Origin of the sequence: Constrictibacter sp. MBR-5, assembly GCF_040549485.1 — a bacterium.
GTDB lineage: Bacteria > Pseudomonadota > Alphaproteobacteria > JAJUGE01 > JAJUGE01 > Constrictibacter.
The window spans coordinates 34,874-56,567 of the sequence record NZ_JBEPTK010000020.1 but is presented as its reverse complement, the minus strand read 5'-3'; the positions used below and the strand labels follow the sequence as shown (position 1 = coordinate 56,567).

Sequence of the window (21,694 nt, the reverse complement as noted above, 5' to 3'; positions counted from 1 at the left end):
TGCGGCACGCCCGCATCGAGCGAAAGCGGAAAGTCACGCGGTGCCGTCATTTCATCACCTTTGAGAGCGCGAACAACGCAGCGCCGCCGAGCGCCACCGTTGAGACCGTGCTCATGAATTGGCCCATGAGTTCTTCGGTCGCGTCGCGATTGGCCGCCAACGCGCCCTCGATAACGGCCGACGTTTGCGTGCCGAAGGTCGAAAGTGTTTCTTCAAGCGCACCGCGGCCGAAATCTATTCCAGCCAGAGCGATATCGCGCCCGGTCTGGATTGCGCCTTGATCGGTCGCGACTATCGACACCGTACCCGAATTGTCGGTAATCATCGCCGCCGTCTGAGACTTCGGCGCCTCGCCCTCGCCATAGTCCACGACGTTTAGGTAATATTCCTCGTTGGTGTTCGTCGTCGCTTGGCTCGACTTCGATTCAGACTTGCCGCCCATTATTCCACCTTCCAGCGACAAACGGTTTCCACCGGCACGAAGCCGAGCCCGCCGAGCATCCGCGCAATCCCCGGCCGCGTCGCATGGGCGCGCACCGCCACCGCGCCATACAGCCGCCCATGCGCCTGCCAGTGCGGCACGCATCCGGCGAGATCGCAGCCGGCGCCCGCGACGATGACCAGTTCCCGGCCGCCGGCCGCCCGGTCCCATCGCGTGACGACATAGCCGGCGCCGGGATGCTCCCAAAGGAACGCCCTGCCCGCCGCCACGTCGGCCGCGACCAGCGGCGCATCCTCGCCCAAGGCCGGCGCCAGGATCGCCGCGGCATGGTCCGACCAGCGCCGCGCCACCGGCTCGCGGCTCACTTGCGTAGCCCCATCCAGGCGACCACGCCGAGCGCCGCTATGGCCGCGTAGATCGCCCATCCGCCGGCCGCCGATGTCGAACCCGGCCCGAAATTGAACACGGCCGGCGCGCTCGAAAAGATGCTCTCGACCGCGCCGCCGCTCGCCCGCGACTGCGCCGGCCCGCCCGCGATTTGCAGCGGGGGTGCACCCTGTGGCGTCATTTCAGCGCCTTCCAGGCGACATAGGCGGCACCGGCGAGCGCGGCCCATTTCACCGGCTTTGCGACTTCCTCAGCCACATTGCCGAAGGCCCACATGCCCGCCGCACCGGCCGCCACCCATAGCAGCGGCACCGGCATTACTTGCGCCCCATGAAAACCAGCGCCAGCCCGACCGCCGCCAGCCCGCCGACGATCAGCAGGTTATTGCTGCCGCTGCTGTAGCCGGTGAGGGGCGTTCCCGTCGCTGGCACCACCTGCCGCCCGTCCCAGACCAGTTCCGGCCGCGCCTTGCCGTCGCCGAACTTGTCCGTGAGATAGTCCACCGACCAGAGTTTCGCGGCACTGTCGGCGAGGTTGCCGATCGTGTCGCCGACCGTCCCGGCCACCCCATCGAGCCAGTCCCACCCGCTCGACCACCAGCCGCCGCCCGCGTCGGCATCCTTGCCCGTCTCGAAAGCGCCGACCGCGCCGAGCGGGTCGCTCAGATACCAGAGCGGATCGTTTTCTGTTGCCATGCCTGCCCCCACCTCTCGCGGAATGATGGGGGCGCCCGCGCGGGCGCCCCCTGCCGGTCAGTCGCCCAACTGGCCCAGATATTCCACGATGATCGGCATGGTCGCCCCGGCCGCCATATCGAGCCGCAGCCGGAAATCCGAATAGCCGACGAGATCGAGCGGTTCGCCGCCATAGCCCTTTTCGGCCGGGTCATAGACCCACCAATTCGTCTGCGGCACGCGCCCATGATCCGACTGGATCAGTTCGTTGAGCGCCGTATCGCGCTCAAACACCTTGTAGAGCCCGCGCTCGATCACCAGCCCGTTGAGGTTCCCGGCATCGTTGATGAACAGCGAATTGATCGCCTGCGCCGTGGGGGTGTTGAAATGCAGGTCGGAGACCTCGTACTCGCCCGCACCGGCCGCCGTGCGGCTGTACTTGCGGATATGCCCCACGACGCCCGGCCCGCCGGCCACCGCGTTGGACTGTGTGGCGTACAGCGCGAGCGCCGTGCCCACCGCCGCCGCCGCAACGTCGATTTCGACGTGCAGCGAGCCGATGAAACGGCCGTTCTTGTCCTTGCTCCCGGTATTCAGCGCCGTGACTTCCTCGGCCTGCCGCTGTTTCAGAAACAGCCGGTCGAACGGCAGTCGCAGGATGCCCGCCGCGGCCGTGAGGCCGAAGAACTGGTTCATCACGTCGCGTTCCGTCGCCGAATAGCGATGGATCACCTTCTGGTTCGCGATGATGCGGATTTCCGTCATCTGCGCCAGGGTGACACCGGAATAGACGAGCTGGAGTTCATGGTAGCGCCGGCCGATGGGCAGGCGACAGGTCGCGGTCTGGCCCGCGCCGATACCCTCGAAAGAGGGGAGCTTGACTTGGATCTGCACGGGTGCCCCCGATTGTCGAACGGTTGAGGCCATGCGCGGGGGGACGCCGGCCGAAGGTGAAGCCGCCGGCTAGATCAGCCGTCGAACCCGTCGATTGCGCTGGCGACAATGGAATTGTCGCGGAGCGCGTTCATGATGTAGCCGGCGAGAAACACGCCGATGATGACCGGCACCACCGACTTAACGAGACCATTGACGTTCATGTGACTTCTTCCCCCTTGAAGATGACCCGCGACAGAAACGCCACGATCAGCCCCGCTACAACTGCCGTTACCAGCATGTCTGTTTTCAGCCTCACGCGCGCCCCGATGCCCTGTTGCTCTCCGAAGATCGAGCCGCACCGCGCGATGTTGCAAGCGGTTTTTTCGACTGCGCGCCGCCGGCTTTCATAGAGGTTTCTGTAATACGCGGCAGGCGGTTCACGCCGCGCTCGACCGTGCCGTTCGACACCCGGAAATAATGGTGCACCGGCATCGCGCGCAATTCCGCCTCGCGCGCCTTGCCCACCATCCGCCGCATTGTCGATAGGTCGATTTCATCCGACAGCGCAAAGCAGTATGTCTCCGCTGCATTGCTGCGGAAATTCGGCGAGACCAGCGCCGGCCGCTGCGTCACCGCGATAATCTCGATACCGCGGTGACGCCCCTGTAGGATCAGCCGCAGGAACGCATCTTCGCCCGGACGCATCGGCCGATTGGGAAAGCCTAGGTTCGCTTCCTCGACCACGAGCAGCAGCTTCCGCGTATCGCGGCCGTCGTCATAGGCGATCTGCGCCCCCCACAACAGCGCCGAGAGACTGTGCAGCGCCTTGACGTGCTCGCGCTCCGGCACGAACGCGACGCGAAACCCGCGCCCCCAGGACGCCCGCAGGATCTTGCGGACCTCGCCGACGCTCGCCGCGCGCCGGTATCCGGGCATCCGCGCATATTCGCCCATCGGGTCGAACACGACGAGCCGCCCGGCGCCGGCCACTAGGGACTTAACCAGGGTCGATTTCCCCGCGCCGCGCCGGCCGAACACTGCGATGCAGCGCGCATCCTTGCCGATCACGGAATAGGCTCTTGCCAGTGCACCGGCCGTTCGCCCGTCGCCGCCGGTGCCGCCGCGCCCGGCCGCGACGCCGCCGCCGCCCGAGCGGTCGCCTGCCGCTCCGCCGCCGCCTTTGCCCGCGCCGCGCGCCGCTGCGCCAGTTCGACCTTGCACGACATGCCGAGCGGCACCGCATAGGCCGCGATCACCGCCGCCCGTTGCATCCAAAGCGAGCCCGGCTGGATCAGGAAGTGCAGCGACGGTGTATCGTACAGGCAGGCATAAATCGCGTCAGACGCCTCGCGCGCCCCCGGCGCGTCCGGTCCCTCTTGCAGGGATCGCAGGCCGGTCCCCAGGCCCGCGAGTTGGTGCGTCACCTTGAACCCGGCAAAGAACGCATCCGTGCCGATGAAGCCGTCCGCCGGTGCGCCAGGATCGACCGGCGCCGCATCCTCGGCCGGGCCGCCGCCCTGCCCGTCGTCCTCGACATTCAGCGCATCGAGAAACGCGCCCTCGTCACCAGGAGCCGAGCCCCCATCCGCCGGTGCCGGCTCGTCGGTCAGAAATGGTGCTACCGTCACTCTTGCCCCCGTCGTCCGACTTGGCCGCGGGGGGATCGGCCGGTTTCTGTTCCTTGGCTGGCGCAATGCGCGCCAACCGCTCATCCGTCGCGCGCTTGCCGAACGTGACACGGTGCCCGCAATGGGCGCCGTTGTCCGATAGCTCGCCGTGGCAACGGTAATAGGCCCGACCGTTGATCGTCAGCCGCACCGCCACCGGCAGCTTGCAGTTTTCGCACGCCTGCCGCCATTTGATCTCGCGTTCAGCCATCGCGCATCACCGCGAGACCGGCGCCGCCGCTACGTTCGACCTCGGCCGCCTCGATCCGTTCCAGGCGGTCATTGAAACCCTGCAGCGTGTTGAGCAGCGACGCGAGGCACCGTTCCGCCGCCGCCGCCTTCCCGATCATGCTCGCGTCCGCCAACGCCTGGAGCGACGCCCCGAACTCCGCGAGGTTCTCTTTCGACACTGTGACTCTCCTCCGTGATCCAGAGACGCGACCGCGCCCGCCCTACCTTGGCCGCCCATTCGGCCGGTTGCTCCGTCGCCGCGCGCCGCAGCAGATCCGCCACGGCGCCGGGAATATCGAGCCCGCCGCGGCCGTCGCGGTCCTCGACCGCTTCCAGGCTCGCCGCCAGCCCGGCAATCAAGCCGCCGTACATATCCCGCAGAACCGCCCGCCGGCCGACCACCTTGCGGACCGGCACCACGCCCGAGCGCGTCATATCCGCCCCGGCGAGGTATGATAGGAGCCCGTCTAATGCAGCCGCCCATACGGGATGAACCGGCCACCTGGAATGGTTCAGGTCGCGCGCCGGCACCGTCAGCCGCACCGCGCCCATAATATCCGCCGTGAAATCGGCGAACGATGCCGCCAGCCCGGCCCACGTCGTCGCGTCATACTTCTTCAACGCCTGTTTGCCGGCGCGCACCTCGATCCGCCACACCGGCCGGCGATCCGCGCGCCAATCCGGCACGCCCCAGAAGTCGAACCAGTGGAATTTCTTCGTCTGCACCGCCTCGCGCCGCTTGTCATACAGGATGACTTGACGGCCGGGCATCCGGCCGACCGTCACCGACGAGACGCGCCGCCCCGTCCAGTGCACCGAAGGAACGTCCGCGTCGCACTCCGCCGCCTTGGTCGCATGGCTATGCGCGATGATCGCCGCCGGGTCCGGCCCAAAGCCTTCGGCGCGAAAGTCAATCGCGAGGTCCGCGCGGTTAATGCTTTCCTTTAGGACCGTGGCGCCAAACGCTTCAAGCCGCTGATAAAGCCGGTCACGCACCCGGTCCAGGCCGTGCACCGCCAGCGCCAGCGAACGGACAGAGACGAATATCCGCCACGTATTTTTCGACGTGTTCCGCTGGAACCACCAGATTTCGCCGTCGTCGCCCGTCTCGAAACGATAGGCGAAGCCCGGCCGCCCCGTCGCGCCGACGAAGCCGCGCACGCCGCCCAGGTCGTGCGGCACCGGCTTCCCGTCGAGTTGCGCCGCTTCCTTGCGATCCGCCAGCATCGCCAGCGCCGCATCCGGTAGCCAACCCTCGAAAGCCACGTCGAGCCCGTCAAAGCCGCAATAGAGCGTTTCCAACCGTTCCACCTGTCCCCTGTAGACCTAGAGGGGGGTGCTACGAATTACCCCCCTCTCCCCTCAGATCAGTGCAAGCGCATGCCGCGTCTGTCCGCCACTTCCCGGAGCGTCCGGTTGATGCTCCGCAGCGTCTGGAGAACCTTCCAGGCCGGTTCCCGCTCCCATCCTCGCGCCGCTCGATAGCGCGCCTCCGCCTCCTCGATCATCACGCCCGCCGCCACGATCTGCGCCGAGAGCGGCACCCCGCCCGTCTCCTCCACCACCGTCAGAGGTTCCCGCTCCAACGTCTCCAAAGCTCTCGCCATATCTGCCCGACCTCCAATCCGGCGCGAGGATCGGCCCGCCCGTCTTTCGACAGGTCGCCGCCCATTCCTCGACCCGCGCCGCCGTGGCGCGTGTCACCGGCTCGATTGTGAGAAAGTCAACGGTTCCGTCCGCGAAGCCCGCCGCCCATTGCTGCGACCAGTCCGCCACCTCATCGAAGCTACCGAGGCGCACGAATAGGCCGCAGTCATAGGCGAGGCCGACCCACCGCCGCGTTGCCTCCGCCCCGTTCGTCGCGAACAGGACGGACAGCGGGTTGTGCAGGTCGCCGGCTTCCATCGTCAGAACGGAATATCGTCATCCAGATCCGGCGACGCCTCGGCGCCGTCCGCGACCGGCCGCACACCCGGCGGACGCCACACGAGGCGCCATTCGCGTCCCTCGACCGGCGGAAGGTCGAGCCCCTTGCTCGCGCCTTCGGTTCGGAAGAACGCCGCGCACCGGATCGGCTTCGGCTGTTCCGGCCGCTGGAACTTCACCGACAGGTATTTGAGCCCGTCGCGCTGCCCCACCTGCCACCACGCCGCGCCGGCCACGACCGGCTCGATCACCTCGCCCGTCGTCGGATTGTGGCGTTCCATCTTGACGACGAAATCCGGCGACCGCTCGCCGTGCTTCGCCGTGGGCAGGATCAGGATTTTTCCCGGCACCGCGTCCAGGCTCACCGCGCCCCGGAAGAACTGTCCGGCCCGCTCGTGCAGATGTTCGACTAGCTTTCCGACTTCCATGTGGCTCCGCTTTCCGCGCTCGCTGCGCTCGCTTACCACCCGTTTTGCGGGTTAGCGGCGGATGCGCCCTTTGGGGGTGCGTGCCGCGCCGGGCGGGATAAGAGCCCGAGGCCGGCGCGGCTCCGCCGCCAACGCCCCCCTAGTGAACGGGTGAGGAAACACCGGGGGGTGAACTCGCGGGGGGTTGGGGAACCGACTCGCGGCCGGTTCCCCAGGCCGCCCCCCGACGACCGCGCCGAAGCGCACGCCCATGACGCCGGCTATATCTGGCATCCGTCAAGTTCCATCGACCATGTGAGTTGCGTCACTAACAAAAGCCTAACCTGATGGGACACTCGCCGTTTACTGTACGTCAAGCAGTTCCGCCCCCCACGGAGACGACAATGGACACGCCGAACGGCTACCTTGACCGCGTAATGCGCCAGCACGGCATCACGTCGGATTACGCCTTAGCGCAACTGCTAGGCGTTAGGCGTCAGGCGGTATCGGACTATCGCCGCAGCCAGATTTTCCCTAGCGCCGCCATTGCCCTTCGCATTGCTCAACTTTTGGGACTTCCTCCCGAGCTTGTGCTACTGCATCGAATGCGCTGGCTTCTCACGCGCGACAAAGAGCAGAAGGCGATTGCAGTAATCGAAAAGATCGAGAGCATAGTAATTGCGGAATTGACAAGATCGAACGATGCGTCCGACGCAGTAAATAGCCGACGCGAACATGCCTAGAACATACGGTTCCGCAGTATCGCAAGAATATATATTATCCGACTTAGAAATGCCGGATCAGGAACGCCCCCCCGCGGATGAGATGACCCGCCTCCTGGATGTCATGCGGAGGCTTCGGGATCCGCAGAACGGTTGCCCCTGGGACATCGAGCAAACGTTCGAGACGATCGCGCCCTACACGATCGAAGAGGCCTATGAGGTCGCCGACGCGATCGCCGGTTCCGACATGCCGGCACTGCGCGAGGAACTGGGCGATCTGCTGCTTCAGGTCGTCTATCACGCGCAGATCGCGGCCGAGATGGGCCAGTTCGATTTCGCCGCGGTAGCCCGGGCCATCGCCGACAAGATGGTCGCCCGGCATCCGCATGTGTTCGGCGATACCGAGATCCGCGGCGCAGCCGCCCAGACCCAGGCGTGGGAAGCACGCAAGGCGGAGGAACGTGCCGCCAAGGCTGCGGCCTCCGGCCGGCGCGCGAGTATCCTGGACGGGATCGCCCTCGCCCTGCCCGCCCTGATACGGGCCGAGAAGCTCCAGAAGCGCGCGGCGCGCGTCGGCTTCGACTGGGCGGAGCCCCGCCGCGTCCTCGACAAGATCGAGGAAGAAATCGCCGAAGTGCGCGCGGAAATCGATGCCGGGGCCGGAGCCGACAGGTTCGAAGACGAGGTCGGCGACCTGCTGTTCGCCACCGCCAATCTGGCGCGTCACTTGAAGATCGATGGCGAAGCTGCGCTGCGGCGGGCGAATGCGAAGTTCGAACGACGATTCCGGATGATCGAGGAGATGCTCGGCACGCAGGGAAAGAGCGCCGATGCCTGCTCGCTCGACGAACTCGAGACGCTCTGGGAGGAGGCCAAGCGCCGGGAAAGCGCCGCCACCTGAGGGGCTCGTTCTATTCGACGATCGGGTACCACGGGGCGGCCGACCGCGGCAGGACGCCGGTCAGTCGCGGGTCGTCGTCGATCTCGATCTCGCGTTTATAGGCGCGGAAGCCGCTTCGCTCGTAGAAGCGCAGCGCACGCGGATGGTCCAGCGTGCAGGTGTGGACCCAGAAGCGCCTCGGCGCGTCGCGCCATGCGCGGTGGATCGCGTGCCGCATGAGGATGTGGGCGGCTCCCGTCCCGATCGCGTCGGCAACCACCCCGAAGAACACCAATTCGACGTCCGGTCGGAAGCGAAAATCCAGTTCCAGCAAACCGATATCGGCGTTTTCTCGCACGAGCCGATAGATCTCGATGCCGGGCTGTCGGATGCTCGCCGCCAGTTCGGCATCGTCCATCGCCAGCCGCGTATACCAGAGCCAGTCCTCGCCGACGGCGCGATAGATGCCCCGGTACCAGTCGATGTCGGGCATCGCCACGCGCTCGACGGCCAGGTTCGCGTGCGCTGCCGGCGCGGACAGAGCGAGTGGCGGCGCCAGCATCTCGAGATGCGTCACCACCGCCGCGATCTTCCCAGTGGGGACGACCGCAAGGGAGTGCCCCTGCGATCCCCCCTCGCCCTCACTCGGCACGCCAGTCCTCCGCCCAGAGCGTCACCGGATACTGGTGACCGGTCGGGACGACCCCGCGCAGCCATTTCGGCATCACGTGCGCCTCCGAGCGGAAGTAGAGCGGGAGGGCCGGCAATTCCTGCATGTAGAGGCGCTGGAGTTCGGCCCACATGCCGGCGCGCTTGTCCCGATCCAACTCGACCTCGATCGCGTCGATCAGCCGATCGGCTTCCGCATTGACGTAGCCCGGGTAGTTCTGGCCCGACCACCCGTTGTCGTCGGACGGGATCATGCTGGAATGCTGGGTCGTCCGCGGCACGTTCTCCGGCGCGGACATCCAGGCGTACATCCCCATGCTGGAGAATCGCCGCTTGGACATCGTCTCGCCGAAGAAGACACGAGCGGGCTGGTTGTTGATGCGGACATCGACGCCGACGGCCTTCCACTGGCTCTGCAGCACCTGTTGAACCAGCTCCCGGGTTCGGTTGCCGGCTGTCGTCATCAGCTCCAGCGACAGCGGCTTGCCCTCGGCATCGTGCCTTATGCCCTGTCGCATCTCCGTCCAGCCGGCCGCATCAAGAAGCGCCGCGGCGCGGCCGGGATCGTGCGGATAGGTGGGAAGATCGCCGGAATGAACCCAGTCGAGCGGGTTCACGAAGCTGTCCGCGACCGCTTGCTTCCCCGCAAACAGCCGCTCGGTGAGCATCTTCCGATCCAGCGCGTAGAGCAGTGCCTGCCTCACCCGACGATCCGCCAGCACCGGATTCTCCAGGTTGAGGTCGACATGCTCATAGACGAGGCTGGGCTTGTAGACGACCTGGAAGTCCCCGCCCCGTCGCCTCTCCAGCGCCAGTGCCTGGTCCAATGCCAGACCCAACTCGCCGGCGATATAGTCGATCGACCCGGACAGCAGGTTGGCTTCGAGCGCCGCAGTGTTCTCGAGGATCCGCACGACGACACGGTCGAACGCCGGCTTCTTGCCCCACCATGTCGGATTGCGTTCCAGCGCCACATGCGAGCCGGCCACGGCCTCAACGATGCGATAGGGGCCGAAATACAGCCCAGGCTCGTCCGTCTTCGTGTCGTAGAGGGTGCGATTGCGGTAGGTCGCGGGATCCTTCTCGAAAACCGGTCTCTCAAGGTGCGCCGGCAAGAGGCCGAAATCGTTGATGGCGTTGTATTCGAACTCGATCCTGTCGAGATGCAGCGTGAAGGTCTTTTCGTCCTGCACGTCGATCGACAGGATCCGCCGGTAGAGTTCGGCGTTCGCGATCCCAGCCTTGGGATGGCGTCCGACTTCCCAGGTGAATAGCACGTCCTTCGTCGAAACGGGCGTGCCGTCGCCCCAGCGCGCCTCCGGCTGAAGCGTATAGGTGACCGCGATTCCCTCCCCGCCGTCGGCACGCTGCTCGCGTTTCGCGCCGCCGTTCTCGATCGTCGGAAGGGTCGTGCACAGCATGCAGACCAGTTCCCAGGACGGGTCGTAGACGGTGACCGGCCGGCGGGCCAGGCCGAGAACGTAGCTCTTGGCGAGCATCGAATCGATGTTGGGGTGAAACGTCGACGGGTACTGCGTGATGCCGACCACCAGTCGGTCCCGGGCATCGGCGCTGCGGCCCCACATGCAGGCAATGACCAGCATCAGCCCGAAAGCCAAAAGCCTTCGCGCCGCGCGCCCGGTCATGTCGCGGCGGATCGCCAGGGCTCGTACCAAGACAGGGTCCTCTCCGTCGTCTCGCTCGGGACATATTCGGCACTGAACCAGCTACCGTACCCTCCCGCCTCCAGAAGAGCGACGATCGCCGGGAGGTCCAACGCGCCGGTGCCCGGTTCGTGGCGACCCGGCCAGTCGGCGAACTGCACGTGCCCGATGTTGTGCAGGTTGCGGCGCAACGAGGCCGGGATGTCCTCCTCCATCATCGCCATGTGATAGAGATCGGCCTCGATCTTCAGGTTGGGGTGGCCGATGCGGTCGATCACGGCCGACGCTTCGTCCAGCGTGTTGATCAGGTAGCCTGGACGGTCGGTCGTGTTCATGGGCTCGATCGTGAGCCGGATGCCGGCGGCCTGCAGTTCCGAAGCGGCGTAGTAGAGATTGTCGTACAAGACATTGATGCAGCGGTCTTTATTGCCGCCGTCCAAGCAGACTCCGACCAGCACGTTGACGTTCCGGCAGCGCACGGCCGTCGCGTAGTCCCGTGCCAGCACGACATGCTGGCGAAAATCCGCCTCGCGACGGGGCAACGACGCGATGCCGACCTCGCCGGCGGCACGGTTGCCGATCGGCGTGTTGAAGCTGGCGATCTCGACACCGGCGAGCCGGGCAAGCCGAGCCATATCGTCGGCGGCCAGTTCGTATGGAAACTGGATCTCCACACCGGGAAATCCCGCAGCGCCCGCCGCCGCGAACCGCTCCCGCAGCGGCCGCTCGGTGAACATCATCGAGATGTTCGCACTGAAGCGCGTCATGGCTTCGGATCCTGGTTTCAGAGGCCCCGGGAAGCGGCCCAGCCGCGGGGATCGTCGAGAAAGCGGCGCACATCTGCGGCGACGGGCGGCGGGAAGTAGCCGCGCTTCTCGGCCGTGTCGATGGCATCGGCCCAGGTCGCGAGACCATGCAGCCGAACGCCCATCTCCCGCAGGCGGTCGATGCTCTCGGGGAAAATGCCGTAGTGGAAGACCACGAACGTGTGACCGACGACCGCCCCGGCCTGCCGCAAGGCGTTGCAGAAGGCGATCTTGCTGCCGCCTTCGCTGGCCAGATCCTCGACGAGAAGCACGCGCTGCCCCTCACGGAGCTCACCTTCGATCTGAGCCATCCGCCCGAACCCCTTGGGTTTCTTGCGGACATAAACCATGGGCAGCCCCATCCGTTCGGCGATCCATGCGGCAAACGGAATGCCGGCCGTCTCCCCTCCGGCGATCGCGTCGATCGACTCGTAGCCGATCTCCTGACCGATGACCTCGACGGCCATGTCCATGATCTTGGCGCGGGCACGCGGGTAGCCGATCAGCTTGCGGATATCGACGTAGACGGGGCTGCGGCTGCCGGACGTGAAGGTGAAGGGTTCGTCCGTATTCGCCAGGATGGCCCCGATTTCCAGCAGGATACCCGCCGTCGTGTCGGCGATGCGCCGTCGATCCTGCGTTACGTCAGCCATGCCATCTGCTCCAGTTGCCGGAACGCCCGGTGTACCCTCCCCTGCCCGCCAGGAAAAGCGCGAACCGGGGCCGTCGTTCCCTTGAAGCCCGACCGAAAGTGCATCGGCGCCGGCGCTATTTCATCTCGATCTCGACGAAGGCGAACTCGTGGCCGCTCGCGTTTATGACGTCGTGCTCGACGCCGGTCTCGCGGAAATAGGAGACCCCGGCCTTCAGGTCGGCCGTCGTCTCGCTGCCGTCGGGGTGCTTCAGGAGGAGCTTTCCGTCCATCAGGGGCACGACGACGTAGTCGTGCGCGTGGCGGTGCCATCCGGTCGCGGCGTTCGGGGCGAAGCGCCATTCGGTGACGCAGACGCGGTCGTTGTCCACCTGGCGCGTGGGGACGGCGGCAGGGCGTGCGGCATCAGCCGGCATTCGTATCTCCAAGGGGTTGTGCGAGTTGCATGCGGCGCGCGCTGCCGGCTCCCGGGCTGCCTTCGATGGGGAAACGGGAGTCGCCGTAACCGGCCTCGATCGGAATGTGCATGATCCGGCCGCCCTCGATCTTCTCGATGCGCGGCAGCACCGTGACGACCGGGGCGGCGGCGGCGGCGGCACACACGGCCTCGACCGAGGCGCCAGTCCGGGAAAGCTTCTCCAGGTTCAGTCGCGTGGGGAAGATCACCGTGCGCTCGCCCGCGTCCGCCTGCCGGCACGCCTCGTCGGGATGGATCCAGACGGAATCGACCGATTCGCGGCCGTCATGGATGGCGACATGATCCTCGGGTGCCCTTGCGACGAAGAACATCGTGTCGAAGCGCTTGGGAAGCTGGACCGGCGTGATCCAGCGCGCATACGGCACCAGCAATTCGCAGGCAAGTTCGAGGTCCTCGCGCTCCAGCATGTCGGCGATACCGACATCGCCGCGCTCGAGTGCCGCGCGATACATGTCCTCCAGGTGCTTCAGTCGTCCGGCATCGACGAGCGCCGGAGCGCCGCGCGGCCGGGCGAGCAGCACGCCGCACTCCTCGAACGCCTCGCGAATGGCCGCCACCCGGAAGGCGAGATCGTCGTCGTCGAATCCCTCGCAGCCCGAGGTCATGGTCCTGACGCGGGGATCACGGTCCGCCGCATCGACCGATCCGCCCGGAAACACCAGTGCCCCCGAGGCGAAGTCGATCTCGTGGTGGCGCACGACCATGAAGACCTCCAGGCCGCGGCCGCCGTCGCGCACCAGCAGGATCGTCGAAGCCAGCCGTGCCGGCGCCACCGGTTTGTCCATCGTCACGCTTCATCCTCGTTCTAAATGTCCAGGCTAACCTAACACGGCCGTGGCGCCGACAGGAGGACCCAGCCCAGCACGCATGGCGGGCCCGCGCTTCCGGCCATTGCCGCCCGGCGCCGCTCCTGCGAGCATCGCGGCGGCGCGGGATCGGCCGCGCTTCCGGGGACACGCTTTGACCGCCGAGACCGTCGACGTTCTGACAGCCCGCTACGGACCCGCCTATCGGTGGCTGGTGACCGGCGCGGTGCTGCTGGCCATGGTCTCGATGGTGCTCTCGTCGACCAGCGTCGCCGTGGCCGTGCCCAACGTCATGGGGGCCTTCGGCGTCGGCCAGGACAAGGCACAGTGGATCGCAACGGCCTTCTTCGCCAGCCAGGTCGCGACCATGCTGCTGAACGCCTGGCTCGTGTCGGTGTTCGGCCAGCGCGCGACCTTCATCGGGACGCTGGCCGTCGCGATCGTGTCCTGCTTCATCGGCGGCCTCGCCCAGAATCTGGAGACGGTGATCCTGGCCCGCGTCCTGCAGGGCGGCTGTGCGGGGATCATCCAGCCGCTCTCCATGATGACCATCTTCACGGTCTTTCCGCCGGAACGCCGCGGAACGGCCATGGGACTGTTCGGCCTCGGCGTCGTCCTGGCGCCCGCCTTCGGACCGACGCTCGGCGGGCTGGTCATCGACACGTTCAGCTGGCGCGCAGTCTTCTACCTGCCGCTGCCGCTCTGCGGGATCGCACTGGCCCTCGGTTCGATCTTCATGCCGATGAAGACGCCGGGGACCGCGGCGCGTCCGTTCGACTATCTCGGCTTCCTGCTGATGGTCACGGCGCTGACCTGCCTCCTCAATGGCTTCGCCAGCGGCCAGCGCGAAGGCTGGTCCTCGGACATCATCGTCCTGCAGCTGACCGCCGGTGCGCTCGCCGTCCTCGGCTTCATCGCCTGGCAGTTCCACGCGCGCTCGCCGCTGCTCGATCTGAACCTGTTCAAGAATGCGCAGTTTGCCTCGGCTGCCGTCGTCGGCTTCATCTTCGGCTTCGGGATGTTCGGCTCGATCTTCATCACGGCGCTGTTCGTGCAGACCGTGCAGGGCTACACGCCGACGCGCGCCGGCCTCCTGCTGATGCCTGGCGGCCTGATGATGGCGATGATCTTTCCGCTGGCGGGGCGGATCGTCGACACCATCCCCGCCTACATCCCGATCATGATCGGGCAATCGCTCTTCGGGCTCGGCTTCATCATGATGGCGGGAGCAGACGCCAACACGGCGTTCTGGACGTTCGTCGTCTTCACCCTGGTCAACCGGTTCGGCCTCGCCATGACGATGCCGCCGCTCAACACGGCCGCGCTGCGCTCGCTGCGCCCGGACCAGGTGAGCCAGGGATCGGGAGCCATCAATTTCGTCCGGATGCTGGGCGGCGCGTGCGGCGTGAACCTGCTGGTCGTCTTCCTCGAGATGCGGACGCGATTCCATGCGGAGGCGCTGACCGCGACGCAGAACTACGCCAACGCGACGAGCCGCGCCCTGCTCCATTCAGTGGAGGAAATCCTGGCGCAGACGGGTGTTGCGGAAACGCAGCAGATGCCCGGTGCGCTGCACTATCTGGGACAGGTGGTGTACGCGCAGGCGAGCGCCCTCGCCTTTCAAGACACGTTCCTGGCGGCCGCCGGCCTCGCGATCTTCGCCGTGCTCCCGGCCTGGATCATGGGACGAGCGCAGGCGGCGAGCCGCCGGATGCAGCCCGTGGCACCCGCCGGCTCGGCGCGTGCATGAGCGGGCACCACGACGACACGATGCGCGGGGGGAATCATGACTGGAACAGCGATCGTCACAGGAGGCAGCCGAGGCATCGGTGCGGCGGTCTGCCGACTGCTCGGGGCGCGCGGCTGGAGCGTCGCCGTCAACTATCGCAGCGGCAGGGCAGAGGCGGAGGCGGTCGCCCGCGACGTCGACGCCGCCGGCGGGCGCGGCTTCCCGGTGCAGGCGGACACGGGTGACCGGGATGCCGTTCGCCGCATGTTCGAGACCGTGGACCGCGACCTCGGCGTGGCGACGGCGTTGGTGAACAATGCCGGGATCCACGGCCCGCGCGGCCGGCTGGATGCACTCGACCCGGCCGATGTCCGGCAGGTGCTGGCGGTCAATGTCGAAGGCTGCATCTGGTGTGCGCAGGAGGCGATCGCGCGCATGTCGACGCGGCACGGCGGCAAGGGCGGGGCCATCGTGAACGTGTCGTCGGGGTCTGCCTATATCGGCAACCCCGGCGACGGGGTGCTCTATGCCCTGTCGAAGGGCGCCCTGAACAGTCTCACCATCGGCCTGTCGCAGGAAGTCGCAGGCGAAGGCATTCGGGTGAACGGCGTGCTGCCGGGCATAACCGAAACCGACATGCCGGGGCCGGATCGCGCGCGCCGCGTCGGCGCCGGCGTGCCGATGGGCCGCGCCGCCCGACCGGAAGAGATCGCCGAGGCCGTCGTCTGGCTGCTCTCGGATGCCGCCTCCTATGTGGCCGGCGCGCAGCTTCGGGTCGGCGGCGGCAAGCCCTAAGCCTCCAATCCGTCTCCAACATCGTCAGCGGCCCATCGTGGCCGCCACGCCCCGGCCGTGTCCGCGGCCGATCAGCTAGGGATTGCCCTAATGGAACTCTGGATCCCGATCACCGTCTTCGCCGCGTTCTGCCAGAACCTGCGGTCGGCGCTCCAGAAGCACCTCAAAGGCAGGCTCAGCACCTCCGGCGCCACCTTCTCCCGCTTCGTCTATGCCGTGCCGTTCGCATGGCTCTATCTGGCCGGCGTGGCGCAGGTGAGCGGCGATCCGCTGCCCGATCTGCACTGGACCTTCGCCGGCTATGCTGCGGTCGGCGGTCTCGCGCAGATCGCAGCGACCGCGCTGCTCGTCTACCTCTTCTCGTTCCGTAATTTCACGGTCGGCACCACCTATTCCAAGACCGAGACGGTGCAGACGGCGCTCATCGGCGCACTGGTCATTGGCGATGCCGTCTCGACGCAGGCCTTGGCGGCGATCCTGATCAGCCTGGCGGGCGTGATCGCCCTGTCGGTGGCGCGAACCGAACTCACGGCGCGGCGCCTGTTGACGAGTTGGCTCGACAAGCCCGCCCTCATCGGTCTGGCGTCGGGCGCTTTCTTCGGCGTGTCGGCTGTTTCGTACCGGGCTGCATCGCTGTCGCTCGACAGCGGCAACTTCGCCATCCGCGCCGCCTTCACGCTGGCTTTCGTACTGATCCTGCAGACGGTGGTGATGGCCGTCTACATGCGCATCCGCGAGCCGGGGCAACTGACCGCCGTTGCCCGCTCGTGGCGGGTTTCGATCTGGGTCGGCGTATCGGGTATGGCGGCCTCTGCCGGTTGGTTCACCGCCATGACGATCGAGAATGCGGCCCACGTGCGGGCGCTGGGTCAGATCGAGCTCGTCTTCACCTTCATCGCCTCCGTCATGGTCTTTCGGGAACGAACCAATCCAACGGAGATCGTCGGAATCCTCCTCGTCATCGGCGGCATCCTGGTGCTGCTGCTTTGACTTGATCCCTCTATTGAAGGGTTCTTAATCGGACCGTGGTGCAATACCCTCATTGAGCATGCCTGCACGTGCAGAACGAGATCGGTACATCGCAGCAGATGACCACGGTCGACAGCAAGGTTTCGCTTACCCCCGGCTGCCGGCCCGACGACCTCGGCAAGCCGCGGCATGACAGGCATCCGGCGCACGACCGGCTACTCCATGGGCAGAACCGCGCATTGCGGCTGCTCGCCCGAGGCGGAGCCCTTGAAGAGGTCCTAGAGACGCTCGTTCGCGGTGCCGAGAGTGCAGCGCCCGGCATGATCGCCTCCATCCTCCTGGTCCAGGACGGCCGCCTGAAACACGGAGCGGCCCCCAGTCTTCCCGACTGGTACTGTCGGGCGATTGATGGGACCGAGATCGGTCCCGCCGTCGGCTCCTGCGGTACCGCCGCCCATTTGCGGCAGCGCGTCGTCGTGATCGATATCCAGGCCGACCCGCTCTGGAAGAACTTTCGCGATCTCGCGGCGCGGGCCGGGCTTGGGGCATGCTGGTCCGAGCCGGTATTCGCGAGCGACGGCACCTGCCTGGGCTCTTTCGGGACGTATTATGCGACCCCGCGGGCGCCTTCTCAGGACGACCTCGACTTCATCGAGAATGCGGCCCAGGTAGCGGGCATAGCCATCGAACGCCGGCGCTCGGAAACGCTTCTTCAAGAGGCGATGGCGCGGGCTGAGCGGGCTAGTCAGGCGAAGACGGCGTTCCTGGCTCATATGAGCCATGAGTTGCGGACGCCGCTGAACGCGATCATCGGTTTCGCGGACATGGTCGACAGTGAGATGTTCGGCCCGATCGGCGGGCGAAACCAGGGCTATGTCCGCGACATCGCCGGGAGCAGCCGGCATCTGCTCGGCATTCTGACCGGCCTGCTGGAACTGTCACGCATCGAAGGCAGTGCCGTCACGGCAGAGCCGGTGGACCTCAACGCAGTGACGGCAGACGTCGCGGACAGCTTCGCCGGACGAATCGAGCAGAAGCGGCTCGTGTTTTCGCGCCGGATCTGCCCCGATGCAGGTCGGGTGGTGAGTGACGCGGGCGCACTACGACAGCTTCTGACGAACCTTCTCGACAACGCTGTGAACTACACCCCTCCGGGAAGAGCAGTCCAACTGGAGGCGCTGTGCAGTCGGGAGCCGGATCACGGCCGCGAGGAGGTCTGGGTGCGCATCACCGATAACGGGCCTGGCATCGACACCAGCCGGCTGCCGCATGTACGCGAGGCGTTTCACGGATTCGGCGGGCTGACCTCACGTTCGGGTTCAGGAATGGGGATCGGCCTGGCTATCGCCGACCGGCTGGCCCGCATGATCGGTGCGACGCTGGATATCGAGAGCCGCCCCGACGAGGGAACCTGCGTGACGCTCAGGCTGCCGCAAGTACCGGACGCCGGCCATCGCGGCTCCGAGAGTCGCGATGCTTTGGCGACCTGAGGGGCCGTGCTAACTTAGCGACTTCTTCCCGCCGTGCAGATGGGCGAGACCGACGCGGCCATGATCCTGATCCGCCACGGCCAGACTCTTTTCAACCTTCATTTCGGTGCGACGCGGCAGGATCCAGGGATAGAGGATCCGGGCCTGACGCATATCGGGCGCACCCAGGCTGCTGCTGCGGCGGCGGCGCTGGCAGGAGAGGACGTCGTGGAGCTGGTCGTCAGCCCCTATCGGCGCACGCTCGAGACGGCGGCGATCATTGCAGCGGAGCTGGACCTGCCAATCCGCGTGGAACCGTTGATCCGTGAGCGCATGGGCTTCGCCTGCGACATCGGGACGGCGAGATCCGAGCTGGCGGCGCTATGGCCGGCGCATGCGTTCGATCATCTCGACGAACGCTGGTGGCATCACGAGGACGAGCCCGAGGCCCTGCTCGAAGCGCGATGCACGACCTTCCGCGACCGTATGGTCGAGCGTGAAGACTGGCGACGGGTCGCAGTCGTGACGCATTGGGGCGTAATCCGCGCGCTCACGGGACAGACGGTGCAGAACGGCGCCCTCGTGCGATACGATCCGACCGGACGAACCGTCCCGATCGACTGATCCGCAGATCCGGAGGCTATTGCCGTGCCCGACCGTATCCGTCTCGGGATGCTCACGCCGTCGTCGAACACCGTGCTCGAACCAGTGTGTGCCGCCCTTGTCGCCGACTTGCCCGAGGTATCCGTTCACTTCGGGCGATTCCGCGTGGTGGAGATCTCGCTACGCGACGCGGCGCTGGGGCAGTTCGACATGGCGCCGATGCTGGGGGCCGCGGAATTGCTCGCGGATGCGAAGGTAGACGCCATCTGCTGGAACGGAACCTCTGCGGGCTGGATGGGGCTCGACAGCGATAGACGACTGTGCGCAGCCATCACCGAACGCACCGGGATTCCGGCAACGTCAGCGGTTTTGTCACTCGTCGAACTCTTCAGACGGGCTGCGGTCCAGCGATTCGGTCTGGTATCGCCTTACACCTCGGACGTGCAGGCACGAATCGTCGAGACGATGGCCAAGGAAGGCTTCGTCTGTACCGGTGAACGGCACGCCGGCGAAAGCCGGAACTTCCATTTTGCCGACGTAACGGCGCCCCGGATCGAACGGATGGTTGCGGAAGTCGCAGAAACGGGACCGCAGGGGATCACCGTCCTGTGCACAAACATGGATGCGGCGACGTCCACCCCCGCCCTGGAGGCGCGCACCGGCATCATGATGTTCGATAGCATCGCCACCTCGATGTGGGGAGCATTGACTGCCGCCGGCGTCGACCCACGGCGCCTAGGTCACAGAGGCCACCTGTTCACGCTTTGACCGATCGGGGCGTCAGTTCCGGATTTCGGACAGGCTCTGGACGAGGCTGAGCATTCGTAACCGCGAAACCTCGTCGGTAATCGCGGCGAACGCTCGGGCGACCTCCTCCGTCTCCGGGGACTCCGGCGGCAACACCTCACTGGCCGCGCTGCCGGCGGGGGCATCGTCGTCGAGTTCGGCGAAGAACCAGTCCACGGCAACCGCGAAACGCTGTGCCAGTTGGTGGAGCTGGCTGGACGTGAGGGTCGTCTCGCCGCGCTCGTAGAGCGCGACCTGACGGCGCTTCACCCCGAGCAGATCCGACACCTCGTCGATGGGGATCCGCAGTGCCCGTCTGCGGTCGCGCACCCTGCTCCCGACATGACGGTCGATCTCCGTCGGCCCGCGCCGCCGCCCGAGCCTGGGCTCGCCCTCGCGGCTCGACTGCCGCCGTTCCTGCGACTTGCGGTTCGCCTCGCGCTTGCGCTCGCGGAACGCGGGATCGGCTTCCCAGCGGCGACGGTAATAGTCGCGATTGTTCCGGTTCTTGCGTTCACGGAACTCGGGATCCTCGGCAAACCTCCGCCGATTGTACTCCCGATGATAGGTCCGGCTCGCCTCGCGTCGGGCGTCCTCGCCGTCGTTCCCGGAGGGGCCTCCCGAACCGGCCCCGGCCGATCCATTCTTCATCGTCTCCGATCCTCAGGAGCGGGCATCGTCACTGACCGAAATAAAGGCGCCAGCCGCCAATAGCGGCCATGCCGCACCGAGCAGGCATGCGCGAAAGAACGGCTGACGGCCAAACCGGTATCCCACCAACGTCACCACGCTGGACAAGGCGCCGTACGCTGCGATCAGCCCCAGGGCCCAGCCACTCACACCAGCAACATCACGATCAGGCTGAGCGCCGACCACGCGAGAGCCAGATACAGCATCAGCGCGAGGGCGACGTGCCGTGCCGGCCACCGCAGGTCGCCCGGATGACGCGGCGAGTGAACGCCTGGAAGGGTGATCCCATAGTGTGTGACCATCGAAGCCACCAACCCACATGTAAATGCCGCATGTCCTCGGACATACTATCGTATTCTCAAAATGAGAGAACAAGCCTCTCTTCCGCAGCAACGCCCAAAGAGCCGTGTCAGGTCCAAAATTTCTCTAAGTCGTACCGCTCGCGGTGACGGGACCCACATACCGCCCTAACCGGATATAGGTGGTGGCCGCCCTGCGTCTACCGACCAACATCATCGTCCATATGCGGCGGAATTGAGACGGATGACGAAAGTTGAAGCACGCTGATCCTGTGGCTTTTCGGCTCGTTTTTGACTACCCCTGTTGGATCGGGACGAAAGGGCAGGCCATACATGCCGCATAAGACAACAGCGCTCCGGGCAAGGCTGAGATGGGCTCATCTCCTACCTGTCTGGCTTGCTGCCACCGCGGTCGCGGGATGCGATTTCTCCCGTCCTGGGGGCGTCAGCGCCTGGGACGGCTCATCCACCTGGTATGGAAGCGCAGCGGTGCCTGCGATTGCCCCTTCCCCTCGTCCGGCGCCACCGCCGCCGCCGCCGCCGCCAAGCCAGGATGCCGCGACACCCCTCGCCCCAGCGGCCGCTACTCCCCGGCAGAATGCGACTGCCGTCGCGGAGCCCCTGCTGGAGCGTGAGCCGGTCAACCTTGCGCCCCCCCCTGCTCGCCCGGCGGCAGTCTCGACAACGGGACCCGTGGTCGTCGCTACGACGCTCTCGCCGGCCCCAACCGACAGCGGCGCATCCGCTGCCACCCCAGCGATGGCGGCCCCCGCCGTGGTTCAGCCGCAATCGGTCCGCCTCCACGGCCGTCTTTATCGGTCGTTCGGCGATATGGGGCGCGTCGAGATCGATGACGGGCTCGAGCTGACCGCTTCCGGCACGGGCTCACCGACGGCCTGGTGCGCCTTCACGGGCAATCCGCGGCTGTCGATTCCCACTGCCAAGGGGATCTGCTTCTACGATCGGGACGGCGACCAGTTGCTCGAGACGATGGCCGTCGTCGGCCAACCGGAGCTCGGCTACATGGAACTCGGACCCTTCACCTATACCAGGATCAACTGACGGTG

General features: G+C 66.4%; 30 protein-coding genes. 9 read left to right on the top strand and 21 right to left on the bottom strand.

All coding sequences use genetic code 11. The features are described 5' to 3' along the window. Positions 1–46 precede the first annotated feature (46 nt). From ABIE65_RS25035 to ABIE65_RS24975, 13 genes are all read right to left on the bottom strand, one after another. Complete coding sequence (locus tag ABIE65_RS25035; protein WP_354081517.1) at positions 47–442, bottom strand: hypothetical protein; 396 nt, start codon at positions 440–442, stop codon at positions 47–49. Then, complete coding sequence (locus ABIE65_RS25030; RefSeq protein WP_354081516.1) at positions 442–807, bottom strand: hypothetical protein; 366 nt, start codon at positions 805–807, stop codon at positions 442–444. Before ABIE65_RS25030 ends, ABIE65_RS25035 begins: the two co-directional genes overlap by 1 nt. Next, entirely contained in the window at positions 804–1,010 is a 207-nt protein-coding gene (locus tag ABIE65_RS25025; protein WP_354081515.1) for a hypothetical protein, read from the bottom strand. Before ABIE65_RS25025 ends, ABIE65_RS25030 begins: the two co-directional genes overlap by 4 nt. Then, positions 1,007–1,147 carry a hypothetical protein gene (locus ABIE65_RS25020; RefSeq protein WP_354081514.1) on the bottom strand — a complete coding sequence of 47 codons (141 nt, stop codon included), beginning with the start codon at positions 1,145–1,147 and terminating at the stop codon, positions 1,007–1,009. The genes ABIE65_RS25025 and ABIE65_RS25020 overlap by 4 nt, the downstream gene beginning before the upstream one ends. Then, the gene (locus ABIE65_RS25015) at positions 1,147–1,524 is read right to left on the bottom strand and encodes an LPXTG cell wall anchor domain-containing protein (RefSeq protein WP_354081513.1); all 378 of its coding nucleotides are present in this window, start codon (positions 1,522–1,524) and stop codon (positions 1,147–1,149) included. The genes ABIE65_RS25020 and ABIE65_RS25015 overlap by 1 nt, the downstream gene beginning before the upstream one ends. A gap of 57 nt (positions 1,525–1,581) precedes the next feature. Next, on the bottom strand, positions 1,582–2,397 hold the full coding sequence (locus ABIE65_RS25010) for a major capsid protein P2 (protein ID WP_354081512.1): 816 nt from the start codon (positions 2,395–2,397) through the stop codon (positions 1,582–1,584). Between the two features lie 74 nt (positions 2,398–2,471). Further along, entirely contained in the window at positions 2,472–2,600 is a 129-nt protein-coding gene (locus tag ABIE65_RS25005; RefSeq protein WP_354081511.1) for a hypothetical protein, read from the bottom strand. A gap of 91 nt (positions 2,601–2,691) precedes the next feature. Further along, a complete protein-coding gene (locus ABIE65_RS25000; protein WP_354081510.1) occupies positions 2,692–3,447 on the bottom strand; it encodes a helicase HerA domain-containing protein in 756 nt (251 codons plus the stop codon). Then, complete coding sequence (locus ABIE65_RS24995; protein WP_354081509.1) at positions 3,444–4,007, bottom strand: hypothetical protein; 564 nt, start codon at positions 4,005–4,007, stop codon at positions 3,444–3,446. Before ABIE65_RS24995 ends, ABIE65_RS25000 begins: the two co-directional genes overlap by 4 nt. Then, complete coding sequence (locus ABIE65_RS24990) at positions 3,943–4,257, bottom strand: hypothetical protein (protein ID WP_354081508.1); 315 nt, start codon at positions 4,255–4,257, stop codon at positions 3,943–3,945. Before ABIE65_RS24990 ends, ABIE65_RS24995 begins: the two co-directional genes overlap by 65 nt. Positions 4,258–4,325: 68 nt before the next feature. Beyond that, complete coding sequence (locus ABIE65_RS24985) at positions 4,326–5,579, bottom strand: hypothetical protein (RefSeq protein WP_354081507.1); 1,254 nt, start codon at positions 5,577–5,579, stop codon at positions 4,326–4,328. A gap of 65 nt (positions 5,580–5,644) precedes the next feature. Next, a complete protein-coding gene (locus ABIE65_RS24980; RefSeq protein WP_354081506.1) occupies positions 5,645–5,884 on the bottom strand; it encodes a hypothetical protein in 240 nt (79 codons plus the stop codon). A gap of 300 nt (positions 5,885–6,184) precedes the next feature. Beyond that, entirely contained in the window at positions 6,185–6,631 is a 447-nt protein-coding gene (locus ABIE65_RS24975) for a DUF736 family protein (RefSeq protein WP_354081505.1), read from the bottom strand. Between the two features lie 383 nt (positions 6,632–7,014). On the opposite strand from ABIE65_RS24975, the gene ABIE65_RS24970 reads away from it, so the two are divergent. Both ABIE65_RS24970 and mazG read left to right on the top strand, forming a co-directional pair. Next, the gene (locus ABIE65_RS24970) at positions 7,015–7,353 is read left to right on the top strand and encodes a helix-turn-helix domain-containing protein (RefSeq protein WP_354081504.1); all 339 of its coding nucleotides are present in this window, start codon (positions 7,015–7,017) and stop codon (positions 7,351–7,353) included. A gap of 82 nt (positions 7,354–7,435) precedes the next feature. After that, positions 7,436–8,233, top strand: a complete 798-nt coding sequence (mazG, locus tag ABIE65_RS24965) for a nucleoside triphosphate pyrophosphohydrolase (protein WP_354081503.1) — start codon at positions 7,436–7,438, stop codon at positions 8,231–8,233. A gap of 10 nt (positions 8,234–8,243) precedes the next feature. On the opposite strand, the gene ABIE65_RS24960 is transcribed toward mazG, so the two are convergent. From ABIE65_RS24960 to ABIE65_RS24935, 6 genes are all read right to left on the bottom strand, one after another. Beyond that, positions 8,244–8,864 carry a GNAT family N-acetyltransferase gene (locus tag ABIE65_RS24960; protein WP_354081502.1) on the bottom strand — a complete coding sequence of 207 codons (621 nt, stop codon included), beginning with the start codon at positions 8,862–8,864 and terminating at the stop codon, positions 8,244–8,246. Further along, positions 8,854–10,557: a peptide ABC transporter substrate-binding protein gene (locus ABIE65_RS24955; protein ID WP_354081501.1), complete on the bottom strand. Its 1,704-nt coding sequence runs from the start codon at positions 10,555–10,557 to the stop codon at positions 8,854–8,856. Before ABIE65_RS24955 ends, ABIE65_RS24960 begins: the two co-directional genes overlap by 11 nt. After that, entirely contained in the window at positions 10,524–11,312 is a 789-nt protein-coding gene (locus ABIE65_RS24950) for a hydroxypyruvate isomerase family protein (protein ID WP_354081500.1), read from the bottom strand. Before ABIE65_RS24950 ends, ABIE65_RS24955 begins: the two co-directional genes overlap by 34 nt. Positions 11,313–11,329: 17 nt before the next feature. Then, the gene (locus ABIE65_RS24945) at positions 11,330–12,004 is read right to left on the bottom strand and encodes an orotate phosphoribosyltransferase (protein WP_354081499.1); all 675 of its coding nucleotides are present in this window, start codon (positions 12,002–12,004) and stop codon (positions 11,330–11,332) included. A 115-nt stretch (positions 12,005–12,119) separates the two neighbouring features. Continuing rightward, positions 12,120–12,419 carry a cupin domain-containing protein gene (locus tag ABIE65_RS24940; RefSeq protein ID WP_354081498.1) on the bottom strand — a complete coding sequence of 100 codons (300 nt, stop codon included), beginning with the start codon at positions 12,417–12,419 and terminating at the stop codon, positions 12,120–12,122. Further along, positions 12,409–13,266, bottom strand: a complete 858-nt coding sequence (locus ABIE65_RS24935) for an NUDIX hydrolase (protein WP_502918572.1) — start codon at positions 13,264–13,266, stop codon at positions 12,409–12,411. Before ABIE65_RS24935 ends, ABIE65_RS24940 begins: the two co-directional genes overlap by 11 nt. An 82-nt stretch (positions 13,267–13,348) precedes the next feature. Between ABIE65_RS24935 and ABIE65_RS24930 the strand changes: the two genes are divergently transcribed. The 6 genes from ABIE65_RS24930 to ABIE65_RS24905 all read left to right on the top strand — a co-directional run bounded on the left by ABIE65_RS24930 (position 13,349) and on the right by ABIE65_RS24905 (position 19,620). Beyond that, a complete protein-coding gene (locus tag ABIE65_RS24930) occupies positions 13,349–15,037 on the top strand; it encodes a DHA2 family efflux MFS transporter permease subunit (protein ID WP_354081496.1) in 1,689 nt (562 codons plus the stop codon). A 36-nt stretch (positions 15,038–15,073) separates the two neighbouring features. Next, positions 15,074–15,811: an SDR family oxidoreductase gene (locus ABIE65_RS24925; RefSeq protein ID WP_354081495.1), complete on the top strand. Its 738-nt coding sequence runs from the start codon at positions 15,074–15,076 to the stop codon at positions 15,809–15,811. Positions 15,812–15,901: 90 nt separating this feature from the next. Beyond that, positions 15,902–16,801 (top strand): EamA family transporter, encoded by a 900-nt coding sequence (locus tag ABIE65_RS24920; RefSeq protein WP_354081494.1) that lies wholly within the window; start codon positions 15,902–15,904, stop codon positions 16,799–16,801. Positions 16,802–16,869: 68 nt separating this feature from the next. Further along, positions 16,870–18,270, top strand: coding sequence for a sensor histidine kinase (locus ABIE65_RS24915; protein WP_354081493.1), 1,401 nt, complete (start codon positions 16,870–16,872; stop codon positions 18,268–18,270). Between the two features lie 39 nt (positions 18,271–18,309). After that, positions 18,310–18,873: a histidine phosphatase family protein gene (locus ABIE65_RS24910; RefSeq protein WP_354081492.1), complete on the top strand. Its 564-nt coding sequence runs from the start codon at positions 18,310–18,312 to the stop codon at positions 18,871–18,873. A 24-nt stretch (positions 18,874–18,897) separates the two neighbouring features. Beyond that, entirely contained in the window at positions 18,898–19,620 is a 723-nt protein-coding gene (locus tag ABIE65_RS24905) for a maleate cis-trans isomerase family protein (RefSeq protein ID WP_354081491.1), read from the top strand. Between the two features lie 12 nt (positions 19,621–19,632). On the opposite strand, the gene ABIE65_RS24900 is transcribed toward ABIE65_RS24905, so the two are convergent. Beyond that, positions 19,633–20,289 carry a helix-turn-helix domain-containing protein gene (locus tag ABIE65_RS24900; protein ID WP_354081490.1) on the bottom strand — a complete coding sequence of 219 codons (657 nt, stop codon included), beginning with the start codon at positions 20,287–20,289 and terminating at the stop codon, positions 19,633–19,635. 185 nt (positions 20,290–20,474) lie between these two features. Further along, positions 20,475–20,630: a hypothetical protein gene (locus tag ABIE65_RS24895; protein WP_354081489.1), complete on the bottom strand. Its 156-nt coding sequence runs from the start codon at positions 20,628–20,630 to the stop codon at positions 20,475–20,477. A 756-nt stretch (positions 20,631–21,386) separates the two neighbouring features. On the opposite strand from ABIE65_RS24895, the gene ABIE65_RS24890 reads away from it, so the two are divergent. After that, on the top strand, positions 21,387–21,689 hold the full coding sequence (locus ABIE65_RS24890; protein WP_354081488.1) for a hypothetical protein: 303 nt from the start codon (positions 21,387–21,389) through the stop codon (positions 21,687–21,689). The last annotated feature ends 5 nt before the right edge of the window (positions 21,690–21,694 follow it).